Below are 23,799 nucleotides of genomic sequence, written 5' to 3' on the forward strand. Positions count from 1 at the left end.
CTGACGAGCGCTATCGGCCTCTCCGCGTGCGCGACGCTGCCCACGAACGGCCCGACGGCGGGTCAAGTCACGCGCTCGGTTAGCAGCGTGGAGAACAACATCGGCATGCAGCTGGTGGACATCACGCCGCCGCTGATCAGCAAGATCGTCGAGGACGATCGCCAGGCGGATGCGAAGGCAGTTACCTTGGCGCAGCTCGCCGAGGGTGAGAGCTCGTTCGCAAATGACGTCGTCGGCCCCGGCGACGTCCTGGCAATCCGAATCTTCGAAGTTGGCGTCAGCATGTTCGGCGGCGCTGTCCCCGGCGCCGACGGTTCCATCCCGGCGGCGCGGTCGCAGGAATTCGAGGCCATTCCGGTCGACCGGAACGGCAGCATCAAATTGCCCTACATCGGTTCGCTGATGGTGGCCGGCCGGACGCCCATTGAAATCGCCAGGATGATCGAGCGTGGCTATGCCCCGCGTTCCCAGTCGCCGCAGGCGATGGTGCTGCTCAAGCGCAATCTGAGCAATACCGTGTACGTGACCGGTGACGTTCGCAAGCCTGGCCGCATCGAGCTCAGTCTTCGGGGCGAGCGCCTCTCGGCAGCGATTGCGGAGGCAGGTGGCACGGCCAGCAACGCCCAGGATATTCTCGTCCGGCTTAATCGCAGCGGCAGGGTTATCGAGGAGCGGCTTGATCGCATCCGCGTCGGCGCTCCCGACGACATCCGCCTTCGCGCCGATGATATCGTCGAGCTTATCAAGGAACCGCAAACCTATACTGTCTTCGGTGCTGCGACCAAGGTGACCCAGGTCACCTTCGATCAGACGGAGCTCAGCCTCGCGGAGGCTATTGCCCGCGCCGGTGGGCCGAATGATGCGTTGGCGAACCCCAAGGCCATATTCCTCTTCCGCTATGTGCGCCCCGCAGATGGCGGTGAGTCCAAGCCGGTGATTTATCGTTTGGATCTGATGCAGCCGCAAAGCTACTTCCTCGCTCAGAAATTCATGATGCGGACGGGGGACGTGCTTTACGTCAGCAACGCGAAGATCAACCGTATCTCGAAGTTCGTCGGTATCCTGAATCAGCTCTTCTCGCCGTTCATCACGGCTAGGGCGCTGTCTCAATAATTTATCCACGACATTCTATAATTTTGGCGAGCGGGTGGATGACTGGAGAAGTTGGCGTGGAAGAGACGACGGCCTTGTCGCTAGATGACAAAGTAAGCGAGTGCGTCGCAGTTCGTGACTCGGGCGACGTGGCGGGCGCTGCTGCGCGGCTTGAGGCAATTGTTACTGCCAATCCCGAGCATTTTCGTGCCACGCTCGAACTCCTCGTCGTGTCGACCACTGCCGGGATCTCGAACACGCCTGATCGCATCCTGGAGCGGATGCCCGCGGAACTGCGCGGCCATCCGCACATCCGGCTGCTGATTGCGCAGCACCATCGGCAGCACGGCCGATTGCGGGAGGCGATGGGTTGGCTGGGCGGCGTCTCGCGCGATAGCGTCGTTGGCGTTCCCACCTTCCATCGACTGCGGCGGGATTTGCTGGCGACGCTCGCGAGCTACAGCGCCGAGGTCGTCGCGCCGTTCGCCGATACGCTCCCCGGCCCCGAAATGGAAACGGCGCGGCTTTCGATCGCCGAGGCGTTTCTCCAGACCCTAGTCGACGATATCGACGACCCCGACGATTTCTTTGCGCACCTCCAGCGCTGGACGTTCCTGGTGCCGGACGCACTGCACTTGCGCGTGGATGTGTTTTCCCGCCTCGTCAGCCGGCTGCCTGCGACGACTGCGACCAAGATCCTGTCGACCGCCTTCGCGTACACCGTTGCGACCCGCCAGTGGACCGAGGCGAAGGCACTTGCCTCCCGCCTCCTCACGCGACCGGAGAGCGCGTCGGACCCGGTGTTCGTCAAGTCCTTGCTGATCCTCTCCGAAGACGGGGATGCTGCCTTCAAGGACGTTGCTGCGCGGATGATGTCCGAGCACTGCGCGTTGGTCGACCGCAATGCGGTCGTGCAGGATTCCAATCCGCGAAGCGCCGCCAAGTTGAACTCGATCGAAGTCCGGGCGCGGAAACTGCGTTGCGAATTGCAGCCCAAAGAGGCCTTTGCGGCCATCGGCAGCCTTGCGCCGACCTATTCGGCGCAAGCCGCGCCGGGAGGGATGCACCTTTATGTTGGCCTGTTCGGCCAGGTACGGTTCGGCAAGTATCTCCTCTCGCCGCTCGCGACCTATCTTAAGAACGAGCTGCGGAGCCTCGTTGGGGACAGCGGGAGGTTGAGCTTCGGGATCGCGACCTGGGAAGGTAGCGGCCAGCGCGAGCTCCAGGAAAGTGACGGCTACCCGTTCCTTCAGGACTTGTTGCCGCCACCCATCGCGCATGCCCTCGCGCCGCATCGCCCGCTTTCGGTGCGGGATGCCTTGCCGTTCATCCCCAACATCACGCGCAAGCTGATCGACGATTGCAGGGAAACACAGGTCGTCGACGCCGCGATGCTGCGGCAGCTTTTCGACGGCGACGCTTTCGTCTCGATCGCGGACGACGCGACCTACATGGACGAGCTTGGTTCGCGTCTGGCGGAGGTGTTCAGCAATTCTACGCCGGTGCTCAATCAGGGCCGCATGTGGAACCGCATCGCCGGCCACCGCGCGCTCGTGGAAGATGCGGAGAGACATGCCGGGCGCCCGGTCACCCACGCCCTGCTGATCCGCTCTGATCTAACCGAAGTCGTTGGGCCGCTGGGGGCGCACATCCACGGCCAGATGCTGACCGGCGACTCTAATTGGGGCCTGTTCGATCACGACCCGCACGCATCCTATATCGAGGGCGTGGGCGATCGCTACATGGTGGTGGATCGTGCGGCCTTCGATCGCTTGATGGACGGTTACGAACTGCTGCGGTCCATCGTGACCCCCGAGACCTCAGTCGACCCGGCGTATCGCGTGCGCTTGTTCCCCCACACGCACCTGCGGACGATCCTGTTCGAGCACGGCACCAATGTCCGGGAAATCCTGCGCTCTTCGGTGCGGTTCGAAATCTTCCGCGGCCGCAGGACGATCGCTCAGCTGGAAAACGAGATCAGAGCCGATGCCGATCAAAGCACGGCGCAGGAAATTCGGCAGATACTCGCGACGCTTTGCTGATCGGCCTGCGGGTATAATTATCCATTGATTCGGGGGAGGTTGAGGTGGAACTTCTAGCGCACCGGGGATTCTGGCGAACACCGGAAGAGAAGAACAGCGAAGTGGCGTTCCGGCGTGCGTTTGCCGCCGGCTTCGGCATTGAGACGGATGTACGGGATTGCGACGGGGAACTGGTCGTGAGTCACGACGCGCCCCTAGCCGGAGCGATGCCGTTTCGCCATCTGCTCGACATCTATCGCGAATATCCCGTGCCCACCAAGCTGGCGCTCAACATCAAGGCGGATGGCCTCCAGACTGCGCTCGAGCGCATGCTGCAGGAAGCAGGCGTGACGAACTATGTCGTTTTCGACATGTCTGTTCCGGATTTGCTGGGCTATCGTCGGGCTGGCATGCCCTATTATGTTCGGAGGAGCGAATTTGAGGGCCCGTCTAGCCTGGATTCGCAGGCTTCCGGCGTATGGCTGGACGCCTTCGAGCGACCCTTTGCCGATGCTGCGGCGATCGGAGAAGCCGCGGAAGCCGTCGCAGGTGAGATAGCGCTGGTGTCGCCGGAGTTGCACCGTCGCCCGCATCTCGATGCCTGGGCATCCTGGCGCGACATCGAGCACCGCCACGCCAACCCCATGCTGTTGTGCACTGATTTCCCCGAAGAAGCGCGCGCCTATTTTGAAACACGAGGAAGGCAACATGATTAAGGCGGTACTCTTTGACATGGACGGCGTGCTCATCGATGCCAAGGACTGGCATTATGAGGCGCTGAACCTCGCGCTTGATCATTTCGGCATGGCGATTGCCCGCGACGCGCATCTCGCCACGTTCGACGGGCTGCCCACGCGTGACAAGCTGAACATGCTGACGAAAACGCGCGGCTTCCCGCGAGGCCTTCACGATTTTACCAATCGGCTGAAACAGAGCTTCACCCAGGAAATCGCTTATGCGCGGTGCCGGCCCGTGTTCCATCACCGGGATGCATTGTCGCGGCTAAAGCAGGAGGGGTACCAGCTCGCCGTATGCTCCAACTCGATCGTCGATTCGGTCAAGCTGATGATGAGTCTGGCTAAGCTCGACGGCTATCTCGACCTGCAGCTGTCGGCGGAACACGTCCAGCGCGGCAAGCCGGATCCGGCCATCTACAACCTCGCGATGGAAAAGCTTGGCGTCACGCCTGCCGAGACGCTCATCCTGGAAGATAACGATCATGGCATCCAGGCTGCCAGAGCGTCGGGCGCGCATTTGATGACGATCGGCACAACCAACGACGTCACGTATCCGCGTGTTCGCCAGACCATCGACGCGATCAATGCTGCAGCAGTGAACTGAGGAACCTATCGTGCAAATTCTCGTCCCGCTCGCAACTCAATCGGCCTTCTTCAAAAAGGAGGATTTTCATTTTCCCAAGCCTCTCGTCGAGGTCGCTGGGCGCCCGATGATCGAGCGCGTTGTGGAGGGGCTTAAGCCCCTGGACCCCGGCGCACGCTTCGTCTTCATCATCCGCCGGGAGGACGCGGCTGCGTTCTCGCTGGACCGCTCGCTCGACATCATCACCGATGGCCGTGCCACGATCATCCAGCTGGGCGCTGAGACGAAGGGCAGCCTGTGCACATGTCTTCTGGCGGTGGATGATCTCGATCCCGATGCGCCGCTGGTCATTTCCAATGGCGATCAGATCATCGATGCCAATCTCGGCGACATTCTAAACGAGTTCAAGACGAGCGAGTGTGATGCCGCGGTTGTCACGTTCGACTCCGTGCACCCCCGCTGGTCATACGTCAGCATCGACGACTTCGGAAAGGTCTCGCAGGCGGCGGAGAAGCGGGTCATCAGCCGCCATGCTATTGGCGGGTTGTACTATTTCAAGACGGCCGCGACGTTCATTGAGGCAGCAAAGTCATGCATCGAATCCGGTGCGAGCCATCAGGGGCTTTACTATATCGCGCCTGCGCTGAACGAGATCATTCTCGGCGGGGGGGTGGTGCGCAGCGTCGAGGTGTCAGCCTCCAGCTATCACAGCTTCTACTCGCCCATCAAAATCGAAGAATATGAGGAGGGACGCATCTTGCGGACGCTCGCCACACCGGCCCAGGAGGCCAATCCCGCGGTTCAGGTTGTGATCCCGGCCGCCGGCGAGGGAAGCCGTTTCGCGCAGGCCGGCTATGCAAAGCCCAAGCCGTTCATCGACGTGATGGGCAAGCCCATGATTCGGCACGTGATCGACAATGTCACGCCGAAGAACGCCTCGGTGCGGGTGCTCGTGCGGCGGGAACATGCGGAGCGGTGCGAGTCGGATCTGGCGACGCTTTCCGGTCTCGGCTTGCAGTTCACGCATGTCGACCGCCTCACGGAAGGAACCGCCTGCACCTTGCTGCTCGCCCGTGCGGCATTCGACAACGACAATCCGCTGCTGGTCGCCAACTCCGATCAGTTGGTCGATTTCTCGGTGGACGATTATGTCCAAGACTGCTTCAAGCGCGATCTCGACGGCTCGATTCTGGTGTTCCGCGACGCAAACCGCGATCCGAAGTGGTCCTTCGCCCGCGTGGATGCGAACGGTTTGGTGACGGAAGTAGCCGAAAAGAAGCCAATCTCGGACCTCGCGACGGTCGGGATCTACCTGTTCCGACGGGGCAGCGATTTCGTCAGCGCCGCAGTTGACATGATCGCCCGCAACGATCGGGTGAACAACGAATTCTACACCTGCCCGGTGTACAATTACATGATCCGCAACGGTGCCCGTATCGGCGTATACGAAGTCTCGCCTGAAGCGATGTCGGGGCTCGGCACCCCCGCGGATCTCGAGAGCTATCTTCAGGCGCATAGCCGCTGATGCGCGTCATCGTTCCCCTCGCCGGGCCGGACTTCGAGATCGGCGCGAATCAGACACGCGCCGATCGTATCGTTGAAGGTCAGCCGCTCCTCCGCCGGGCGCTGGAGAGCAGGAGTTGGTGGCGCGCGGGGACGGTTGGTGCAGCGGACATGGTGTTCGTCTTGCGCGATACCCATGTCTCGCGCGCTTTTGCAGAGCAGCGCCTCGCGACCTGGTATCCGGGTGCCCAACATATTTTCCTAGGTGCGTATACCAGCGGTGCTGTTCTGACGACCTTGTGCGGCGTTGCCCTTGCCGATGCCGGAGCGCCGATATGCGTCGATCTGGCGGACATTCTGTTCGACGGGGATGTCGATCCCGTGGCCGCCTTTGCCGATCCCAGGATGGGCGGCCTTCTGCTTACTTTCCCGTCGTCGAACGCTGCCTACAGCTATGCGGAGCTCGATGCACAAGGCAACGTGCTGCGGACGGCAGAAAAGAAGGTCATTTCGTCGCACGCGTCGGCAGGCGTCTATTTCTTCCGCGATGCACCGACGCTGCTTCGTGCCATCGCGCACAGCCTGTCGCACCGGGATGCCCTCGCCTACAACGGTTTGTTGTTCGTATGTCCGCTGTACAACGGCGTGCTTGCGGAAGGATCGGCCGTGAAAGTCGCCGCGGTTCAGAACGTACGCGACATAAAGATGACCGCCTGACGGCGAAGCCGAACCGGCCTGCTGCCCATCGACATCTCGACAGCGGGGGGGTATCGGACCCTGACTCCGGCATCCGCTATGAAGCGTGAGCCTTGAGGTTCAAGCTAATTGTCCTGCAGGTACCGACAATGCGTTTTTCGAAGTGGGCACGATGGGGCCAGTGATCACCAAGGAGCGAGGCAATGGCTCGTTCCTGAGCGCGCTCATCATTCAAAGTCGCGTCGTTGGCGCGGTGTTGATGCGCGAAGTTCATACGCGATATGGCCGCGAGAACATCGGATACCTCTGGATGTTCGCCGAGCCGATGATCCTTGCCAGCGTGATGGCGCTGCTCCACAGCTCCGGGCACACTGCCTATGGGAGCGACATCAAGCCGCTGGCGTTTACCGTTCTCGGGTACACGACGTTCATCATGTTCCGGCAGATCGTTAACCGATCCGAGGGCATTGTCGAAGCGAGCTCGGTGCTCCTCTATCATCGCATGATCACCATCTTCGATGTGATCTTGGCGCGTGCGCTCCTTGAGGCCGCGGGTACCTTCACGACATATCTTATCCTGTCCGCCCTGTTGTGGGGAATCGGGTTGATGGCGCTGCCTGCGCGCCCCCTCTACCTTTTTCTAGGCATTGCCGCGATGTTCTGGTGTTCATGGAGTCAGTCCATGATCATTTCCAGCGTTACGCACGACAACAGGACGCTCGAGCGACTGGTGCACCCATACGCCTATTTCATGATTCCGTTGTCCTGCGCCTTCATCCAAGTCTCGTGGATTCCGGAACCGTACCGCAGCGTCGTGCTCTGGTTCCCATTGCCGCACATTTTTGAACTCTGCCGCTATGGGCAGTTCAACAGCGCAAGCCCCAAATATTTTGACGGTGGTTACTTGATAGCGGTTTGCGCCATTCAGACGTGGCTGGGCCTCGTCTTTATTTCCAGGTGCCGCAAGCGCCTCCATCTGCGCTGAAAATGAGCAAGTTCGAACAAGGCACTCTGGCATGAATATGCATGGTATCATACAGCCGGTCACCCTAGACGTCGCCAATCGTGCGTCGTTCCTCCAGCGCATCTGGGCGTGGATGAAGGCGCATTATCTATTCTTCGTCGTCGTCGTGCTGCCCACGACGGCGGTGGCGACGTATCTGTTCGGGTTTGCATCCGATCAATATGCTTCCGAAGCACATTTTCTCGTGCGGAGCACCGCGACCCCGGCGGCACCCGCCATGGGGGGCGGCATCGGCCAGATCATCAGCCTGGCAGGCGGCGCTAGCTCCGCCCAAAGCGAGGCGATGAGCGTCGCGGACTATCTTTCGTCGCACGATGCCGTTGCCGCGCTCGAGCAGCAAGATTCTCTGGTGAAGCGTTATAGCCTACCCAGCGTGGACTATTTCAGCCGGCTCCGGACCTCCAACCTGACCCCGGAATCGCTCGTCCGTTATTATCAGAACATGGTGACGGTCTCCTACATTGCCGAGACGGGGATCACCACGCTGACGGTGCGCAGTTTCCGGCCGCAGGATTCGGTGGAGTTGGTGCGCAAGCTTCTGCAGCTTGGCGAAGGGCGCGTGAACGAGCTCAACCGTAGGAGCTACAACGACACCATCGCCTCGGCGAAGCAGCAGGTGATCAAGGCCGAAAAGGAACTGACCGACATTCAAGTCCAGATGACGCAGTTCCGGCAGTCGCGATCGGATATCGATCCGTTGATCACGGGCCAGGCCCAGATCTCGCTGGTGCGATCGCTCAACGAACGGCTTGCCGCTGCCCGTGCGCAGCTGAACGTCGTCCGCGGCGCGATTCGTCCCGACAGCCCCCAATATCGTTCGATGGTCGCTACCGTGAAGGCGCTGGAAGGGCAGGTCGCCGCCGCATCTGCAAAGCTGACCGGGCCGAGCGATGCGATCGCTACGGACATCGGCGGCTACGAGAAGCTCAAGCTGCAGCAGGAGTTTCTGGCAAAGCGCTATGAGGCGGCCGTCGCCGCCCTCGCGGTTGCCCGCGAGCAGGCACAGCGGCAGCAACTCTATATCGTGCACGTGGTCGAGCCCAATACGCCGGTGAAGAGCCTGTATCCGGAACGGTGGCGCGTCACGCTCACCGTGCTGATCGGAACCCTGCTGCTCTACTCGATCAGCTGGCTGATCGCCGCCGGTGTTCGCGAGCACACGGCCTGATTGGGGCAGCTTCCAGTGTGCATCATACGATCTGCGATCACGGATCGTCGCGCTCGGCTAGGGCCACTCGCCCCGGCCGGCGTTCCCGCCGAGTGGCAGGATCTGCGCGGCCCTGGCGACTCACGCGCGAAGGAACAGTTCGATGAGCGAGATAATGGACCGACTTGAATCGACTCTGTCGCGGCTCGATCCATTCTCCTTTCATGGCCACACCGCGAGCGTCATAAAGGGGATCGGCGGGGCCACCCCGAACGCGGATCCTACCTACGCATTCCACACCGAATATGTGCGGCTGGCGCGCGGCCGCGCCCGCTTTGAGGTGACGCTGTTTCACCTGGAGGCGAAGCAGGGCACGCTTGTATTGCGTGTGCACCTGCTTCCCGACGAGCCGGGTGCGGTCGCGCGGATGGTCACGAGCGAGCGAATCCAGCTCAACAGGCTGGCGCTCAACCTCGGTAGGGTGGAGGTCACGTTCGAGGCGTTCCGCGGCGCACGCTATGCGCTGATGGGCTTGGTAGCGGGCCAGACGGATGCCTCTGCCAGCGACATCATGATCGGCGTCGAACGTCTGTACGACGAGGCCGAGGCGGCGATGGATGAGCGGCGCGATGGCGCGCCCACGCGTTTCGGAAACCAGGCCAGTTTCAAGGGGGCAGCGCATATCGTCGAGATTGCAGCGCCGTCTTTCAAGCATCCGACCTCCCAGATCGCAACCAGGGCGCAGCTGCGTGAAACCGCGTATGTCGCTCGCTGTCGCGAGCTTGGCCTTACATCGCCGAATGAGTTCATGAACTGGTCCTCGGCGTATATGCTGCAGAGCCTTGACGGTTTCGAGATACTGCAGCCGGGCGCGGAAGGGCTGATCCTTGGCGAGGCCGACGAGGCGCTCGTCGCCCTGATTGCCAAGCGCGGCTGCAGGGCGACAATTGTCGGACCGCAGGCGCCTTCGGCATCCGACGAGGCTGTCCACTATCTTCACGCTGCCGCGCCCGAGAACGCCATGGCGCTGGATCTTCTGGATTTCGATTTTGTCTGTGGTTCCTGGCTCGGCGCCAGCATCGACGCGAAGCTGGTCGAGCGATTGTTGGAATGGTCCTTCAGCTGCCTGCGGCCACAGGGGCTGGCGGTGCACGTGGTCGGGACCGGTGCCTACGCTCCGCACTTTACGCGGACCGGCCTGGAGCGCATTTGTCTGAACTTGCTTTCGCAGGGTCATGATGTAGCGCAACTTCGCCTGGGGCCGTATCAGCCTTCCTTTGACCGCGAACCAGGCGCTGCGGGATTCATTGCGAGACGAACGTCGCGGTGGCTATAGAAATCATTGATCTCTCGCTTCTTTTGGGCACGAGAATTGCAACATTCTGAAAGAACTGACGTATGGTCGCCAAAATAACTTCGACGGACCGAGATAAGATGAAGCTGCTTCTTTCTCTCGTCGATGATGATTCTCGTCCTAATATCAATGCGCTTTCGGAGGTGGTGAAAAATCTTCCGCTCGCGTATTTGAACATCAAGAATTTCGGTTATGAGCTGGCCCGTCAGTTGGCCGCGGTCACCGAGTTACCCAGTGGCGAAAACGAGCCCGGTTTTCTCGGGCTGCCGTGCAAGGCCTCCGTTCAGGCGGACATCGAGAGTGAATGGGCGGCATATTGGTGTCGCGAGCTTCAGATTCCCGTTACCTATCATCGCAAGGTTTGGGAACTGGCCTATGTTCTCCAAATCATCCACGAGCATGGCCATCGCCGCGCAGGTGCACGCGGTTTGGGGTTCGGGTGCGGCGTCGAGCCTCTGCCGAGCTACTTCGCGGCACGTGGCATCGACATCACGATGACGGATATGGAGCCCGTGCAAGCGCAGGCTGCCGGTTGGTCGGCGACCAGCCAGCATACCGAAAGCCTCGACTTGGCGTACCACGCGCATCTCGTCGATCGCGCGACGTTCGACGAAAAAGTCAGCCTGCGCTACGTGGACATGAACGACATTCCCGACGATCTGCGGGAGTATGACTTCTGCTGGTCGGTCTGTGCACTCGAGCATCTCGGCTCTATTCAGAAGGGCCTTGATTTCATTGCGAACTCGCTCAAGGTTCTGAAGGTCGGCGGCATTTCGGTCCATACCACGGAATTCAATATCAACCCGGATGGGCCCACGATCGATAACTGGGGCACCGTGCTCTTTCAGCGGCATCATTTCGAGCAGCTGGCACAACGGCTGCAGGCAGAAGGCCATAAAGTTGCGGCGCTCGATTTCGCGCTGGGCGACAAGCCGTTTGACCGGTTTATCGATTTGCCGCCCTTCCATCATGATCTGCCCGCGGCCATTGGCGATTGGCTTGGCGCGCCACAGCATCTGAAAGTGGCAGTCGATGGCTTCCCGGCAACCTGCTATGGCTTCGTGGCATGGAGGGGCGTTTGAGAAAGCCGCGCGCCGCACGCGCTGCGGCGTCTACGGACGTACCGAGGAAAAGCAGGGGCATTGCCAAGCTGATTCGCCTGCGGTTTGGCCTGCCCTACGTGCGCCGGGGGGACGTAGCGCGCGAGCGTGCTGAATGGGTGGAAGCAGTCTACCAGTACCGCCGCGCGTTGGACTGGTTGCCTTGGCGTGAAGATCTGAAGATCCAAATCGGCAACTCCTTGAAGGCGTTCGGCGATATCGAGGGTGCGCTGGCCTCCTATCTGTCGGTACGCGATCCCGCACAGCGCCCGAAAGCACTGGCCGAAGCGGCTGACGCGCACAGGCGGGAAGGTTTTCGCCTGCATTCTTACAACGTCACGGCAGAGCCCGAGCGCCAGGATGCCGCCGCGCTGGCGCCCCCCGCGGCGATTACCGCGGCGGCGTTGCCCGGACGGGTGCGGCTGGGCGATGCGCAACTGCGTGCTGCGCTCGGCTCGCTGATGGAAAGAAGAAAGGCGCCCCCGCGACTGGCCGGCGGCACGATCGCGGCCATCAAGCTGGATCAGGTCGGCTCGATGACGTTGAGCCGCGACGGACTGAAGGAGCCGTTTCTCGCCGGTGTCGTGGCACTTCGAGGGCGCGTCCTGTCGGTGCGCGCGGCCAATCATGTGGAACTCTGGCTTGGCATAGGGGACGACGCGCGGCTGATCCAGCGCGTGCCGACGAAGCCCGCGGAGACGCATGCGGCGTTGAAGCTCCGGATTTTCAACCTGTGGATCGACAGTGCTCAGCTCCCGCCCGGGCGGCACTGGCTGAGCATCGCCGCGGGGCCGCACATCGAGCGCGCCGGTCTGTTCGTGACGGTCGGGTCGGTAGATAGCGACGAAGAGTTTGCCAGTTCTAACGGCTATGTGCCGTCGCCTCCGGATGCGATGTTGGACTGCGATGCCTATGTGGAGGCGCTGCCGGCGGTGGTGCGCCCGGCGGCGCGCACCATTTTCGATCGGGACATTCGATCCATCCTGGTGATGCGCGCGGACCAACTGGGCGACCTCTCCGCATCGCTCCCGGCAATTTCCCGGCTGCGCGCGCTCTTCCCCGCGGCGTCGATCACTGCGCTCACGAGCTCCGCCCATGGGGATATTGTCGATGCCAGCAATATTGTGGACGAGGTGCTGACGGTCTCGCTCGCCTATGATCCCGCCACGGAGAAGCGCAGCCTTTCCGCGCAGGAACACGATCGACTGACCCGCGTCCTGGAGCGTCGTGCCTTTGATTTGGCAATCGATCTCTCCCCAGGCAACGAAACGCGGCCTCTATTGCTGCTATGCAACGCCCACTATCTTGTCGGCTTCAATCCGGCAGAGTTCGAGTATCTCGATTTCGGCATCTCGATCCGATCGCGCGACAAGGTCAATCTTCTCGAAAAGATGCCGCACTCGGCCGCCGTACTGGGGTTGATCGAGGCGCTTGGTGTTGCCAGTGCGCCCCAGAGACCGCCGGTCCGCAGGAACAAGGCGTCCTGGGCGCGTGGCGACCTTTCGCCGGGTGAATATGTGGTTCTTCATACCGGTGCCAGGCACCCGATCAACCGCTGGCCCCTGTCGAAGTTCATTGGGCTTTCCAACTTGCTGCTGGAAAAGACGAACTATGATGTTGTCTTGTTTTTCGACGATAACGTCGCCAATTCCATATCGGATCTAAAAAAGGAAAGTCCGCGGGTTCACGTTTTGTCGAAGATCCCGATGTCCGATTTTGATGAAATCATATCGAATGCCGTACTAGTCGTCGCAAATGACTCGGGGCCGAAGCATTTGGCTGCCACCCGGGGCGTGCCGACGGTAAGCCTGCACGTCGATCGACTGAATTGGAACGAATGGGGTCAAGACGGGGAAGGTGTGATCCTCAGCAAGCGTGTACCGTGCACTGGGTGCGGCCTCAACGACCTCTCGTTTTGCGGAAAAGCCGCCGCGTGTATCACCAGCATCGAAGTGGCCGAGGTTCTGGAGGCCATCATGCACATATTGCCGGCCGCCTAGCACGGGAGCGTCACATCCTGCGGTGGCAACGAGAATCCTCTGACAGTATAACGTCGAGTGTCGCTGTTAGAAAGTTCGCCGCGGCGAGCAGCGAAGCGCGCGCCGCCGCCTGGTCCTGAAAGCCGCTGGCGAAGACATAGCCATTGCCAACCCGGTGCTGGAGCGGGATGCGCCAGCGCCACCCTGCCTCGGCCGCCGTCGCGCGGGTGAACGGGGTAAGGCGCGTCTCCGCTGCGCTCGGCGCCGCCCAGGCGCAGTCGCAGGGCAGCCAGTGCGACCAGTCGTAATAGCCGACGCCGAGTGCCTGCCCTATCAGCACGCCCCGGAGCCCGGAACAATCGAGGAAGAGATCGCCTTCGACCACGCTGCGTCGTCCAGCGCCAGCGAACGGACGAAGCCGTTCTCCCCGTCCTGCAGGACCGAGCCGACCATGCCCTCGATCCGGGTCACGCCTGCTCGCTCGGCCAGTCCGCGCAGGTAGTGTGCGTAGAGGCCCGCGTCGAAATGATAAGCGTAGCCCAAGGTCGACAAGAGCGACCGGCAATCGGGGGACAGCACATGCGCCCGCAGCACGTCGACGGTCTCGGTCAGCCCATCGGCTTCCATCTCCAGCAGCAGCACCTCGGCTGTTTTCTCCGGACGCTTGAACCGCTCCCGCATCCGTCGAATGGCCGCCACGGCTCTGCCCGGATCAAGCGCAACGGTGTCGGCGATGAATTGATCCGCTGAACCAGCGTCATGTTCAGGCCCACATGCCTGCGGTCGATGTGCTCCAACGAGCGGAAACAATACATATGTATACTATATATTGTTGCAGCCTTCCGGTTGGTCTAGTGGTTGGATGGCAGCGTGCGGCGGCATGGGAATGGGCCTCTTCTCTTGTCGCCGTGCTGGTAAAGGGACCACCAGGGCAACAGGGAATCGGCGGATGCTCGGATCTATACATCGCGTAATTGCAGTCGCAGCCCTCGTTCCGACGCCGGCATGGGCGCAATCGGCTCAGTCGCCTGCGCCGGTTATCATCAACGGCAATCCCATACTGAGCGATGGTCGATATTACTCCACGGATCCTGCCCCACTTGTGGATGGCGACACCTTGTGGATACTCGCCGGCCGGGATGAAGCGCCCGATGGGGTCAATGATTTCATCATGAACGAATGGCAGCTGCTGTCGACCAAGGATCCCGGCACCGGCCACTGGCAGCACTATCCGTCGATCGCGCGCCCCGAAACCGTGTTCCGCTGGGCGGAGTCCGGACGTGCCTATGCCGGGCAGATCGTCCGCGGCACGGACGGGCGCTTCTACTTCTACGCCCCCGTGCTGGAACGCGACAGCGACGCGAAGGATCGGTTCGCCATCGGCGTCGCGGTAGCGGATACGCCGCTGGGGCCATGGCGCGACGCGCATCCCGCCGGCCCGATCGTCTCGCAGCGCACGCCCGTCGGCAACGACATTCAGAACATCGACCCGACGGTGCTGGTCGATGACGACAACCGCGTCTTCCTCTACTGGGGAACCTTCGGCCAGCTCCGCGCCATTGAGCTGGCGGCGGACATGGTGACCCCGAAGGGGCCGGAAGAGCGGATCACCGGCGCCACCGGCTTCTTCGAGGCGCCTTGGCTGATGAAGCGCAAGGGCACTTACTATCTGCTTTACGCTGCGAACAATGCGGGCCCGGACAGCGCCTGCACCCCGGCGGTCTACCATGCATGCCAAGCCTATGCGACTGCCCCCTCGCCGCTGGGACCCTGGACCTATCGCGGCGTGCTGCTCCCCCCCGTTTCCTCCACGACCTCGCACGCGGGCGCGGTCGTCTTCAAGGGACAGTGGTATCTCGCCTACCATACCGCCGATGCCACGGGCGGCGGGCATTTCCGCCGATCGGTCGCGCTCGATCCGATTACCTGGGACGACAGCGTCACGCCTGCCGCGATCCGACCGGTGACTCCCACGCGGATGCGGGCCAAGGCACCGCCGCCGACCCGGAACATCGCCCCCGGCGCCTTCGCCACCGCCTCCAACCTGCCGCTGCCGGTGCAATATTGGATCGCCGCGCTGAACGACGGCGTCGTCCGCGCCGCGCCGCTGCCGCCCGACATGTGGGGCAGCTGGGCCGGTAACAACCCGCCACGCCCTTGGGTGGAATATCGCTGGGCCGCGCCGGTGACGCTGAACGCGAGCCGCATCCGCTTCTTCGCCGATCAGCCGGCGGGATCGGGCGTCGGTGTTGCACCGCCGGCCCGCTGGCATCTGGAATATTGGCGCGACGGCTGGAAGCCGGTCCCGGGCGCCAGCGGCTATGGCACCGGCGTCGACCGTTTCGAGGAGGTCCGCTTTACCGCGATCACGACGCGGTGCCTGCGCGCGGTGTTTGATGCCTCCAGCAGCGGCGGCAGCGTCGCCGGGGTGGGCGTGCAGGAATGGGAGGCGCTGGCTCCCGTCGAGGTGCCGCCACGCGCAAAGCCCGTCGCGCCGGTCTCGGCGTGCCATGACTGATTGCGCCGGCTAGAGCATGTTCGAGTTGATCGTACTCGGTCGACGAATCGAAAAATGTGGCATCGAAAAGCGAGGGCGTCTTCACCGAAGGTGAAAACGCCCCAGCCGCCGCATCGAACCGGGGCGATCGACCAGGTCGATCAATCCCCGCCCGCTTAGACGAGGTCGGTCAGCCAAACCACCGCATCCGGCGATCCGCGCCGCGGCCCCTCCTCCGCTTCGGCCAACGCAGAGGTGCCGCCGCCGCTCTGGGTGGCGCCGGGGGCGTATTCGACCGTGCCCTCCCCGCGCGGGAATTCGCGCACCGGCGCCCCGGTGCGGTTGGCGCGCGCATAATAGGGAATGGCCGTCATCGGCGAACCATCCTGCCAGCGCCCGCGAAGCACCGTCACGCCGCCGAGCAGGTCGCCGCGCCATTCCGGCACCACCGCCGCGCGGCCCAGCGACAGGTCGGTCCGCGGCTGGTCCGCGCGCTCGACATTGTAGACGAGCGGGCCGTACCGCAGCGCGACCTTGCCCCGGGTCGCCTCGATCTTGGCGTCCGCCTTCACCCGCTGCACCGTCATCGGCAGTTCCAGCTCGATCCTGTCGCCGGGGCTCCATTCGCGGGTGAGCACAGCATAGCCCTTCTCGATCCGCGGCGCCATCGGCGTGCCGTTGACCGAAAGCCGCAGCAGGCCTTTCACCGCCGGCTCGGCGGTGTAGAGCGCGCTGGTAGCGCGATCCGGCACGCGCACCCGCACGGAGAAGCGCCGGCGCTCGCGCGGATGGACGGTGATCGCCACCGCGCCCTTCCAAGGATAATCGGTTTCCTGCACCATCTCGACACGGGTGCCCGCCACCTCGCCCACATCGATGCGGCTGCCTACGAAGAGGTTGACGTAGATGCCGTCCTCGCCCTTCACATAGGTCCAGGTGGGCATCATCAGCAGCGTGCGCGGGATGTTGCCGACGCAACAGGGGCAGACATGCCACTTCGCGCGTTCGGTATCGACCAGCGGGTTGGTATAGGTGAAGGTCTTGCCCTCCAGATCCGTCGCGCCCAGCAGCGCGTTGTACATCGTCTCCTCGTACAGATCGGCATATTTGGCGTCGTGGTACGACAGGTTCATCTTGTACTGGAAGAAGATCAGGCCGCAGCTGGAGCAGGATTCGCAGTAGGCGTCGTTGCGCAGCGCGTAGTTGCCGCCAAAGCCTTCGGAGGTATCGCCGCTGCCGACGCCGCCGGTGACGTAATATTTGCGGTTGACCATGTTGTCCCACAGCGCGGCAACCGCGCTCTGGTAATCGCGGTCCCCGGTCTCCGCCGCGATGTCGGCCATGCCGGAATAGAAGTACACGGCACGAACGGCGTGGCCGACGGCTTCATATTGCTGCTCGGGCGGCAGGTGGCTCTGGTCATATTCCGATCCGCCTTCGCGTGAATCGAGCAGGAAGCGGGCAAGACGGATGTACCCGTCGCCGCGCCCGCCCCCTTCCACATCGTTGACGAAGCGACCGAAACGGACGAGCGCCTGCTCCATTTCCTGGTGGCCGTCGAACCACGCCTTCTTGCCGGGGCCGATATGGGCGACCCAGCAATCCGCCAGCTTCTTGGCGGCATCGTACAGGCGCAGGTCGCGGCCCTCGGTCAATGTATGGTGGTTGATCGCGGATTCGATGAAATAGCCGGCGACATAGCCCTCATGATCGCCCCGGTGGTCCGGCGACCAGCGATCGCGCCATCGCGAACGATCGGCCAGGGTATAGGCGGTCTGGAGATAGCCGTCCGGCTCCTGCGCGGCCAGGATGATCGGGATCCATCGGTCCAGCGTGCGGCGCATCTCGGCCTGAGCGGCGAGGATCTCGGCATCCCCCTGCGCATCGACCATCAGCGCGATGCACATCGATTCCACCGTCTGGTGCACCCAGGCGTTGGAGAACACATAGCCCTTGTGCGGCGCATGGGGCTCGCCGCGCAGCGCCTTGGCGGCTTCGATGAAATTGTCGATGCCGCCGTCGCCGATCTTCAGGTCGGTGCGCTCGCAATAGGCGACGCAATGCGGAATCCAGTTGACGATCAGCGCCTTGGCGCGCGCATTCCACAGCGGGCTGTCGATCGCGTAGCGCGTCGTGTAGACGACATCGAGCCGCTTGGCCGGCGGCGCCGGCTCGGCACGCAGCCGCAGCAGCGATTCAGAGGCCTTGCCGCGCCCTGCCGCCGAAAGCCGCAGCACATACTCGCCGGGCGCGGTCACACGGGCCCGCGTCACCGGTGCCCCCGCATCGTCGAACAGCACTTCGCCGGGGCCGCTCGCCTTGCTCCACCGGGCGATGTCGCCGGGGCTGTGCTGGAGCCAGTCGGCCTTGCCGGCGAGATAGGTCTGCCCGCCCATCACCACCGATCGGTCGATCCCTGCCGCGACCACCGGCGCGAAGGCCGGCACCGTCCCCGCGCTCCACACCCGCCATTGCAGCAGGCCGATCGACTTCTTGCCGTCGCCAGTGACCTCCAGGCGCAGCCGATCCGTCGTCACGCGATCGAAATCGGTACGATTGAACCGGTCGATCGCCACGCCGCCGCCGCGCGCATTCCCGACGGGCACGAAGGCGCTGCCGTTCCAATAGAGCAGGCGCGCCGACCGGGGGGCGCCGATGCCCTGTCCGTCCTGCCACCAATAGGTTTCGATCGCATCGGTGGAGATCGGCTGGCTCCACGCATATTCCACCCATTGCAAGTCGGTGCGCGGCCAAGTGCCATAGGCGCCGCGCGACGTATCGGCCGAATTGGCCGGAACAGCACCGTTGTTGAGCGCGGCATAGCTGGTGTCGCCGGAAACATGGCGGCCGCTCGCCGTCGCGACTTTGGCCAGATCGACCGGGGTGGAAGCCCCCCCGGTCACGGGAGCCGCTAATGCGTTTCCGGCAATCGATGCCAGTGCGCCGGCCGCTGCGGCCGTCAGCAGGCCGCGCCGGTCCGGCGCGATGCAGCAATCGGCATGGGTGGCGGCGTTGACGTCTGAGGGGTAGCGCATCAAACTATCCTGCAAAATAAGCGTTGGCGGGGCGGACGATGTTCGCCCACCCCGCAACCACGTTGGTACCGTGAGCGAGCCTCAGAACCGGAAGCGGACGCCGCCAGTAATCGTCCGGCTCATCGCTCGAATGCCGTTTGGCAGCTCGGGGTAGATGAAATAATAATTCTTATCGATGGTGTTCAGCAGGTTCGACCCCTCGATGCTGAAGGTCAGATACTTGACCGGCGTGTAGTTTATGGCGCCGTCCAGCCGGCTCGTCGCACGCGAGGAGATGATGTAGCTTTGGTTCACGGCATCCACACCGGTCTGGTATTCCGAACGCCAGTTATAGGCCAGGCGCGCGCTGAATTTGGGCGTTTCATAATAGCCGATCAGATTATACGTCCAGCGCGAGGCGAACGGCGCGCGACGCTCGATCAGATCGTATGCGACCGGACCATCGGCCGGCTGATTTGCCGATTCCACCGGCAGCGACAGGTTGGCGGTGGGGATCCACGTCGCGTTCACGGTGGCGCCGAAGTTGCGCAGGAAGCCCGGTAGGAAGCGGAAGAAGCCGGTTGCCTGGAATTCCACACCCTGCGTCTGTCCCGGCCCGGCGTTGCGCGGCTTGAACACGTTGCGCGGGGCGCCGACCTCGGGAACGAACTCGATTTGGCGGGTATAGTAGATGAAGCCGGTCTGGTTCTTCGAGAAAGCGCCCAGGGACACGATCCCGCCGGGCATGAAATACCATTCCAGCGCGACGTTGTAATCGTTGGTGGTCGTCGGCTTCAGGTCGGGGTTGCCGGCGTAGACGCCGTCATTCGGGTCGCGATAGTTGATCTGGCGGAAATTGCGCAGATCGAACAGGCCCGGCCGCTGGACATTGTGGCTGTAGCTCGCCCGCAGTTGCAGCTTGTCCGTGAAGTGCGCGGTGGCGAAGGCGCTGGGCAACAGGTCCAGATAGTTGGCGCGGACCGCGGTGACCTGGAACAGGTCCGGGCCGAAAACCCCGGTCGGCCTGCCAGATGCATCCAGAACGGGCGCGCCCAATTGCACATTGGTCCCGTTGATCGACGAGAAGGTGTTGACCGCGCGCAGGCCGAATTGGCCATCGATCGGGAATTTCGCCCTGAAGCCCCAGTCGAGCATACCATAGGCTGCGACGATATTCTCCTGCGTATGGCCGGAATAGACCACGTCGCCGCTGTTGGGACGATCGGTTCCGAACAGTGCGGCGACACCGTTGGCACGGCCAGGGCCATCCAAAAATTCGGGGTCGTTCGCGACGATGAATTTGGTGACGGCCGCCCAGTTGGAATAGAGCTGGGCGCTGTTGAGCTGCACCCACGACAATGGCGAGCCGCCTGGAATGTCCGGCGTGATCGTCACTGCCTGCACGCCGGGCAGTGCGGAGAGCGGCAGCTGCCGCGCCGGATCGAACCAACCGGCATAGCGATAGCTGCTGCTATACTCCGTCGTATTGCGTGCGTAGCGCGCGCCGAACTTGAAGGCGCGCAGCAACCCTTCAGGCGCAAGCTCCTTCCGGATGTCGACCTGCGCTGAAAACTGGGTGTTCTTCCCCGATCCGATGTTGTCGTTCAGTGATTCGATCCGCGCCAGCGCAGGGTCGGTCGGCGCTACGTTGAACGTAAAATAAGGTCCGTTGCCGGAGACCTTCGGTGAATCGAAGTCCACACGGGCGCGGGTCAGTCCAGAATAGTTCCCGCTATGCCCAGCCAGGAAATAGCTGTTGTCGCTCCACTGATACTGCGCGCTTGCATCGATGGTGAGGCCCGGCACCTCGAAATGTGTCTTGAAATTGGTGCGGTAGGTTTTTGCGGTGCCCTGGCTTTCGTTGCCAGTAAAGCCTGCGTTGAGTTTGCCGAAATTGACGAGGTTCCCATTAGCATTGGGGGCGTTGGTGATGTCGTACCCCAGCAATACGCCGCTGGGCGAAATCCGCAGGTTCTGCAGCGTATAGTAATCCTCCCGCGTGCGCAGGAAGAGCGAGTTATACTCGTCGCGCTGATCCTCGCCGAAATATGATCCTTCGAGCACGAAATTCAGCTTCGGACTGGCGCGCCATTGCAGGGCGCCACTGAGCGACTTCTGCGTCCGCTCGCCTTCGTTGAGCCCATAGGCGGCGCGGTACGGGGTGGTAAGCGTGTCCCGCTGCGCCGCAGGGAGGCTCTGACGTATCACACAAGTCGGGCAGCCTACAAAATCAGGCGATTCGGTATAATTATAGGCTTCCTGATACTTAGGACGGCTATAGGCGCCGTTGACCAGGAAGCCGATCTCGCCGATCCCGGTGTCGAACCGGTTGGCGACCAGCAGGGTGCCCGACGGGCTCCACAGCTTGCCCTGCTCGCCATATTGATCGCGGATGCTGCCCGCGATCGTCCATCCCTTGCGGAGATCGAGCGGGCGGCGCAGTTCGACGTTCACCGAACCGCCGATCCCGCCTTCGATCTGGTCGGCAGTCCGTGTCTTGTGGACCTCGATCGACTTGACGAGTTCGGCGGGCACGCTGTCGAGCGCCAGCGTACGGCCGGCCTCACCGGGCAGCGGCGCAGTGGCGCCTTCGATGCCATTCACAGTGGTCTGGACGCCGTCAAGTCCGCGGATGTTGAAGCCGTCGGCGCGTCCCTGGCTGCGCGTGACGGTGACCCCGGTGATCCGTGCCATCGCCTCGACGACGTTGTTGTCCGGCAATTTACCAGCGTCTTCTGACGTGACGACGTCGACCATCCCCCGTGCGTTCCGCTTGCGATCGATCGAGTCGCTAACACTCTTCCTGAAGCCGGTGACGACGATATCACTACCGGCCACCGCATCCGGCTGCCCATTCGCCGAGGTTTGCGATCTGCGCGTTTTGCGGAGTCGATCCGCGCGCCGGGCATCACGCGCCGCTCGCCGCTTTGTCGCGTGGTCTTGGTGTTCGTCCGTCTGGGTGGTCGTTTGCGCCCCGGCAGCGAAGCTGGGCGCCGGTGCAAGTCCTACTGTCAACACCACCAGCGCTGGCCCGAATGCGAGAGCATTCCTCTTCTTGATAATGCACGTCATCCCCCACTCCCTCTGCTTTTATCGTATACTTTATCTAAGAGAGGGTGCTGTCAATCCTTTTACTCCTACTTTTGAGAAGAAGGTCTCCCGTTCTTCTTGGACGGGCACTTCCTGCCCGGCATATGTCTCAGCGTGCCGGTGCAGATGGCGCGATGCGCAGCAGCCGGACGCCATGCGCCGCGACGGTGAAGCGGGTAGCGACAGTCGTCGGCTCTCCTTCGAAGATGTCCTTGATCGCTCCCGCGGACGTGCCCGGCATGTCTGCGGGCAAGAGATCGATCGTGCCGGCCGCCATGCCGCGATTGAAGATCGCCAAGGCGATTGCGCCATCGGCCAGGGGTTTCCGCCAGATTTCGATCGCACCGACCGTGCGAACCCGCTGCCCCTGCGCACCCAGCCGATCCTGGTCGATCGCAATGACGCCGCTATTCTCCAGTATCGCCTTAGTAGCCGCAGACATGGTGCGTAGATCATGCCCCATGATCAGCGGCGCGGCCTGCATCGCCCAGAGCGTAATATGCGTCCGATACTCGTCCTCACTCATGCCGCCATTGCCGACCTCGAGCATGTCAGGGTCGTTCCACCCGCCCGGACCGCCAGGCGTAAAGCGCGGATTTCGATCGAAGCCGATCTCCGCCATCGTCTTGTACGCGTCGGTGATGTCGCCGGTGGTCCGCCACAGATGCCCACCCACGGCGCGCCCCCATCCGGCCACGTCAAAACGCCCATATTCGCAGAGGGAGTATAGGATGGGACGGCCGGTCGCTCGAAGTGCCGCGCCCATGGCGTAATAGGCCTGCCGCACCGTCCCAGCGGTATCGTAGAACCACTCGCCCGAGCATAGGTCGTACTTCACATAGTCGATGCCCCATGCCGCAAACGTACGGGCATCTTGTTCCACATGGCCGTAGCTGCCCTCATAGCCTGCGCAGGTCCGCGGGCCGGGAGACGAGTAGAGCCCGAGCTTCAGGCCTCGCGCATGGACATAGTCCGCCAGCGCTTTCATGTCCGGGAACCGGTGGTTGGGCCGAAGCGTGCCATCCCGGCCGCGCACACCCTGCCAGCCATCGTCGATGTTGACGTACAGATAGCCCGCATCGCGCAACCCGCTGGCAACCATAGCGTCGGCGATCGAGCGGATCGTCGCGGCATCGATCTTGTCGGCGAACTTGTTCCAGCTCGACCACCCCATTGGGGGCACCGCGGCCAAGGCGTCGGGCGCAAGCGACGCGCGCGGCGGAAGCTTGCGAGCCAAGCGGAAGGTTCGGGTGCGCACGTCCGCGAGCGTGCCCCGCCGGCCGGTCTGGGTGACATCGCTATGCCATATGCCGCCCGACAAGGTGACGGCGCCCTTGTGGTCGAAGCGTGCGGTCCAGTGGCGGGTCGGTCGCGTTGGGTCGTTGATGTTACGCAGATCAAAGTGCAGCGTTCGATCCTGAAGAACGACATGCTGCATCTCGATCCGCCCGTACCACCGACTGGTAAGCGTGCCGCGCAGTACATCGCCGTCCCGCCGCACCTGCAGCATGGTGATCTCCGGATATGCCGGCGGGTTGTCGAACACCCAGGCACCGATCGGTGCAGATTGCGCGGCGGCGGGCACGGGGCTGGCGACGGAGCAGGCCGCTGCAAGTGCAACGGCATAGCGGGCTAGAGGCAGAGCCGACGCGCAGGAGGCCCGAGCGGCGATACGATAGAACTGGCGCCGCATCGGCAAACCTCCTGCGGTGAATGGAAGGGGGTCCCGCGGCGAGCAGACGGACTGCCGTAGAACGTCCCAATATAGTATTCCGTATACTATATATACCGTGAGCGCAAGTGAAGCGAATCTTTCGGAATACCATCCAGGTGCGCGAACTGCTGTTCGCTTTCTGGACCGGCTCGATTCGGAAAACGCGCCTACAGGAAGGGCACCGCAGAGAGGCACAAGAGATGCAAGGACGCGCAGATCGCCGCAGTGCTGGTGCAGCCAGGGAAGGC

At 62.7% G+C, this 23,799-nt stretch carries 15 protein-coding genes and 1 pseudogene; 12 read left to right on the plus strand and 4 right to left on the minus strand.

Annotation, left to right across the window (positions count from 1 at the left end):
* Positions 1-87: 87 nt before the first annotated feature.
* The 11 genes from ACTJKY_RS03300 (at position 88) to ACTJKY_RS03350 (ending at position 13,257) form a co-directional block, all read left to right on the plus strand.
* Positions 88-1,113, plus strand: a complete 1,026-nt coding sequence (locus ACTJKY_RS03300) for a polysaccharide biosynthesis/export family protein (protein ID WP_440844178.1) — start codon at positions 88-90, stop codon at positions 1,111-1,113.
* A 56-nt stretch (positions 1,114-1,169) separates the two neighbouring features.
* The gene (locus tag ACTJKY_RS03305) at positions 1,170-3,134 is read left to right on the plus strand and encodes a hypothetical protein (RefSeq protein ID WP_440844179.1); all 1,965 of its coding nucleotides are present in this window, start codon (positions 1,170-1,172) and stop codon (positions 3,132-3,134) included.
* A 44-nt stretch (positions 3,135-3,178) separates the two neighbouring features.
* Entirely contained in the window at positions 3,179-3,829 is a 651-nt protein-coding gene (locus tag ACTJKY_RS03310) for a hypothetical protein (protein ID WP_440844180.1), read from the plus strand.
* On the plus strand, positions 3,822-4,454 hold the full coding sequence (locus ACTJKY_RS03315; RefSeq protein WP_440844181.1) for an HAD family hydrolase: 633 nt from the start codon (positions 3,822-3,824) through the stop codon (positions 4,452-4,454). Before ACTJKY_RS03310 ends, ACTJKY_RS03315 begins: the two co-directional genes overlap by 8 nt.
* Positions 4,455-4,464: 10 nt before the next feature.
* Complete coding sequence (locus tag ACTJKY_RS03320; RefSeq protein ID WP_440844182.1) at positions 4,465-5,958, plus strand: glycosyltransferase family 2 protein; 1,494 nt, start codon at positions 4,465-4,467, stop codon at positions 5,956-5,958.
* The gene (locus ACTJKY_RS03325) at positions 5,958-6,653 is read left to right on the plus strand and encodes a hypothetical protein (protein ID WP_440844183.1); all 696 of its coding nucleotides are present in this window, start codon (positions 5,958-5,960) and stop codon (positions 6,651-6,653) included. Before ACTJKY_RS03320 ends, ACTJKY_RS03325 begins: the two co-directional genes overlap by 1 nt.
* Positions 6,654-6,738: 85 nt before the next feature.
* On the plus strand, positions 6,739-7,617 hold the full coding sequence (locus ACTJKY_RS03330) for an ABC transporter permease (RefSeq protein WP_440844184.1): 879 nt from the start codon (positions 6,739-6,741) through the stop codon (positions 7,615-7,617).
* Positions 7,618-7,648: 31 nt separating this feature from the next.
* Positions 7,649-8,824, plus strand: a complete 1,176-nt coding sequence (locus ACTJKY_RS03335) for a lipopolysaccharide biosynthesis protein (RefSeq protein ID WP_440844186.1) — start codon at positions 7,649-7,651, stop codon at positions 8,822-8,824.
* Between the two features lie 142 nt (positions 8,825-8,966).
* The gene (locus ACTJKY_RS03340) at positions 8,967-10,139 is read left to right on the plus strand and encodes a hypothetical protein (protein WP_440844188.1); all 1,173 of its coding nucleotides are present in this window, start codon (positions 8,967-8,969) and stop codon (positions 10,137-10,139) included.
* Positions 10,140-10,237: 98 nt separating this feature from the next.
* Positions 10,238-11,239 (plus strand): hypothetical protein, encoded by a 1,002-nt coding sequence (locus ACTJKY_RS03345; protein ID WP_440844190.1) that lies wholly within the window; start codon positions 10,238-10,240, stop codon positions 11,237-11,239.
* Complete coding sequence (locus ACTJKY_RS03350; protein ID WP_440844192.1) at positions 11,224-13,257, plus strand: glycosyltransferase family 9 protein; 2,034 nt, start codon at positions 11,224-11,226, stop codon at positions 13,255-13,257. The genes ACTJKY_RS03345 and ACTJKY_RS03350 overlap by 16 nt, the downstream gene beginning before the upstream one ends.
* Positions 13,258-13,339: 82 nt before the next feature.
* Here ACTJKY_RS03350 and ACTJKY_RS03355 read toward each other — a convergent pair.
* Positions 13,340-13,806: pseudogene (locus ACTJKY_RS03355) on the minus strand (tryptophan 7-halogenase); the annotation flags it as partial.
* 379 nt (positions 13,807-14,185) lie between these two features.
* Here ACTJKY_RS03355 and ACTJKY_RS03360 point away from each other — a divergent pair.
* Positions 14,186-15,754: a family 43 glycosylhydrolase gene (locus ACTJKY_RS03360; protein WP_440844194.1), complete on the plus strand. Its 1,569-nt coding sequence runs from the start codon at positions 14,186-14,188 to the stop codon at positions 15,752-15,754.
* A gap of 155 nt (positions 15,755-15,909) precedes the next feature.
* On the opposite strand, the gene ACTJKY_RS03365 is transcribed toward ACTJKY_RS03360, so the two are convergent.
* The 3 genes from ACTJKY_RS03365 to ACTJKY_RS03375 form a co-directional block, all read right to left on the minus strand.
* Positions 15,910-18,768, minus strand: coding sequence for a glycoside hydrolase family 127 protein (locus tag ACTJKY_RS03365; RefSeq protein ID WP_440844195.1), 2,859 nt, complete (start codon positions 18,766-18,768; stop codon positions 15,910-15,912).
* A gap of 81 nt (positions 18,769-18,849) precedes the next feature.
* The gene (locus ACTJKY_RS03370) at positions 18,850-21,585 is read right to left on the minus strand and encodes a TonB-dependent receptor (RefSeq protein ID WP_440844196.1); all 2,736 of its coding nucleotides are present in this window, start codon (positions 21,583-21,585) and stop codon (positions 18,850-18,852) included.
* Positions 21,586-21,946: 361 nt separating this feature from the next.
* Positions 21,947-23,422 carry a glycoside hydrolase family 27 protein gene (locus tag ACTJKY_RS03375; RefSeq protein ID WP_440844198.1) on the minus strand — a complete coding sequence of 492 codons (1,476 nt, stop codon included), beginning with the start codon at positions 23,420-23,422 and terminating at the stop codon, positions 21,947-21,949.
* Positions 23,423-23,799 lie beyond the last annotated feature (377 nt).

Source organism: Sphingomonas sp. 22176 (assembly GCF_052045505.1).
Lineage (GTDB): Bacteria > Pseudomonadota > Alphaproteobacteria > Sphingomonadales > Sphingomonadaceae > Sphingomonas.

Bases quoted from the DNA above. Each gene is read 5' to 3' on its own strand.
- ACTJKY_RS03325 (WP_440844183.1), top strand. From the start codon at position 5,958: ATGCGCGTCATCGTTCCCCTCGCCGGGCCGGACTTCGAGATCGGCGCG.
- ACTJKY_RS03345 (WP_440844190.1), top strand. From the start codon at position 10,238: ATGAAGCTGCTTCTTTCTCTCGTCGATGATGATTCTCGTCCTAATATC.
- ACTJKY_RS03360 (WP_440844194.1), top strand. From the start codon at position 14,186: ATGCTCGGATCTATACATCGCGTAATTGCAGTCGCAGCCCTCGTTCCG.
- ACTJKY_RS03365 (WP_440844195.1), bottom strand. From the start codon at position 18,768: ATGCGCTACCCCTCAGACGTCAACGCCGCCACCCATGCCGATTGCTGC.
- ACTJKY_RS03340 (WP_440844188.1), top strand. From the start codon at position 8,967: ATGAGCGAGATAATGGACCGACTTGAATCGACTCTGTCGCGGCTCGAT.
- ACTJKY_RS03350 (WP_440844192.1), top strand. From the start codon at position 11,224: ATGGAGGGGCGTTTGAGAAAGCCGCGCGCCGCACGCGCTGCGGCGTCT.
- ACTJKY_RS03335 (WP_440844186.1), top strand. From the start codon at position 7,649: ATGAATATGCATGGTATCATACAGCCGGTCACCCTAGACGTCGCCAAT.
- ACTJKY_RS03315 (WP_440844181.1), top strand. From the start codon at position 3,822: ATGATTAAGGCGGTACTCTTTGACATGGACGGCGTGCTCATCGATGCC.